At 54.7% G+C, this 2,614-nt stretch carries 1 tRNA gene and 2 rRNA genes; all 3 read left to right on the top strand.

Going from position 1 to position 2,614, the window contains the following annotated elements:
- Positions 1–1,977 (top strand): 23S ribosomal RNA (locus H163_RS0121755); the annotation flags it as partial.
- A 235-nt stretch (positions 1,978–2,212) separates the two neighbouring features.
- Positions 2,213–2,327: ribosomal RNA gene (rrf, locus tag H163_RS0121750) — 5S ribosomal RNA — on the top strand.
- Between the two features lie 50 nt (positions 2,328–2,377).
- Positions 2,378–2,454, top strand: a tRNA-Met gene (locus H163_RS0121745).
- Positions 2,455–2,614 lie beyond the last annotated feature (160 nt).

Genomic DNA, 2,614 nt, shown 5'->3' with positions numbered 1-2,614 from the left:
GAAAGGCCAATCAAACTCGGAAATAGCTGGTTCTCCGCGAAATCTATTTAGGTAGAGCGTCAGACGAATACTCCTGGGGGTAGAGCACTGGATGGGCTATGGGGACTTACCGTCTTACTGATCCTAACCAAACTCCGAATACCAGGAAGTACTATCTGGCAGACACACAGTGGGTGCTAACGTCCATTGTGGAGAGGGCAACAACCCTGACCGCCAGTTAAGGCCCCCAAATCATGGCTAAGTGGGAAAGGATGTAGAACTCCCAAAACAACCAGGATGTTGGCTTAGAAGCAGCCATCATTTAAAGAAAGCGTAACAGCTCACTGGTCTAAACAAGGGGTTCCGCGCCGAAAATGTAACGGGGCTCAAGCCATGTGCCGAAACTGCGGGTGCACGTAAGTGCGCGGTAGCGGAGCGTTCCGTAGGCTGATGAAGGCAGACCCGTGAGGGCTGCTGGAGGTATCGGAAGTGCGAATGCTGACATGAGTAACGACAAAGCGGGTGAGAGACCCGCTCGCCGAAAGTCCAAGGGTTCCTGCTCAACGTTAATCGGAGCAGGGTTAGCCGGCCCCTAAGGCGAGGCCGAAAGGCGTAGTCGATGGGAATGCAGTTAATATTCTGCAGCCTGCGGGTGGTGACGGATGCCGTGTATCGTATCCCCTTACTGGATTGGGGATGCGGTGAAGGTGTCCCAGGAAATAGCCCCCGCATTATAGACCGTACCCTAAACCGACACAGGTGGACAGGTAGAGCATACCAAGGCGCTTGAGAGAACTATGCTGAAGGAACTCGGCAAATTGCTCCCGTAAGTTCGCGAGAAGGGAGCCTTCTGATCGGGCAACCGGTCAGGAGGGGCACAGACTAGGGGGTGGCGACTGTTTATCAAAAACACAGGGCTCTGCGAAGCCGTAAGGCGACGTATAGGGTCTGACGCCTGCCCGGTGCCGGAAGGTTAAGAGGAGGTGTGCAAGCTCCGAATTGAAGCCCCGGTAAACGGCGGCCGTAACTATAACGGTCCTAAGGTAGCGAAATTCCTTGTCGGGTAAGTTCCGACCTGCACGAATGGCGTAACGACTTCCCCGCTGTCTCCAGCATAGGCTCAGTGAAATTGAATTCCCCGTGAAGATGCGGGGTTCCTGCGGTCAGACGGAAAGACCCCGTGCACCTTTACTACAGCTTCACACTGGTATTCGTGTCGACATGTGTAGGATAGGTGGTAGACGTCGAAGCGAGGGCGCCAGCTCTCGTGGAGTCATCCTTGAAATACCACCCTTGTCGTCATGGATATCTAACCGCGATGTAACAGCATCCGGGACCGTGTGTGGCGGGTAGTTTGACTGGGGCGGTCGCCTCCCAAATGGTAACGGAGGCGCGCGAAGGTGGGCTCAGACCGGTCGGAAATCGGTCGTCGAGTGCAATGGCATAAGCCTGCCTGACTGCGAGACTGACAAGTCGAGCAGAGACGAAAGTCGGCCATAGTGATCCGGTGGTCCCTCGTGGAAGGGCCATCGCTCAACGGATAAAAGGTACGCCGGGGATAACAGGCTGATGACCCCCAAGAGTCCATATCGACGGGGTTGTTTGGCACCTCGATGTCGACTCATCGCATCCTGGGGCTGGAGCAGGTCCCAAGGGTATGGCTGTTCGCCATTTAAAGCGGTACGTGAGTTGGGTTCAGAACGTCGCGAGACAGTTCGGTCCCTATCTGCCGTGGGTGTAGGAGAATTGAGAGGATCTGTCCCTAGTACGAGAGGACCGGGATGGACGAACCTCTGGTGGACCTGTTGTGGCGCCAGCCGCAGTGCAGGGTAGCTATGTTCGGAATAGATAACCGCTGAAGGCATCTAAGCGGGAAACTAACCTCAAAACAAGTTCTCCCTGAAGAGCCGTGGTAGACCACCACGTCGATAGGAGGCATGTGGAAGCACGGCAACGTGTGAAGCTGAGCCTTACTAATAGCTCGTCCGGCTTGATCACTCTCATTAATCAATGTCCATTCCATATAAATGTTCTCACGGACGGTCGCGCTAGCGCGCTGTCCTGCGAACCACGCGCGGCATAAGCCGCGGCGCGCGTCGCGCTTGCGGACCTCAGGTCCGTCACGTCCCTCGCGGACGCTCAAAGCAAACATAACGACGCAACGATCCAAACCGGATCATCATCGATCAGCTCACGCTGAAAAGACCAGTTCCTCATATCTGCGTTTCGCCGGCCTGGTGGCCCCAGCGGGGGGCCAACACCCGATCCCATCCCGAACTCGGCCGTGAAACCCCCCAGCGCCAATGGTACTTTGTCTCAAGACACGGGAGAGTAGGTCGCTGCCAGGCCTGCAAAACGCAGATAACAAATCAAAACTCTTCAACAACCACCCAACTAACGCGGGGTGGAGCAGCCCGGTAGCTCGTCAGGCTCATAACCTGAAGGCCGCAGGTTCAAATCCTGCCCCCGCAACCAAATCAAAAAAAACACACAAAACCTCGCCAAAAGCGGGGCAAAAATCGTTACTCCATAAACACATCTCAAAAAAGAACAAAACAGAAACAAAGAAAACAGAAAACGCGCGAAACAGCCCCTCTCAAATCAGAAAATCAATGAAAATCACGGCTCAAAAATA

The sequence above is a fragment of the Pannonibacter phragmitetus DSM 14782 genome (assembly GCF_000382365.1).
GTDB classification, from domain to species: domain Bacteria; phylum Pseudomonadota; class Alphaproteobacteria; order Rhizobiales; family Stappiaceae; genus Pannonibacter; species Pannonibacter phragmitetus.
The sequence above is the reverse complement of the archived record's forward strand: the minus strand, read 5'-3'. Positions and strand labels throughout refer to the sequence as shown.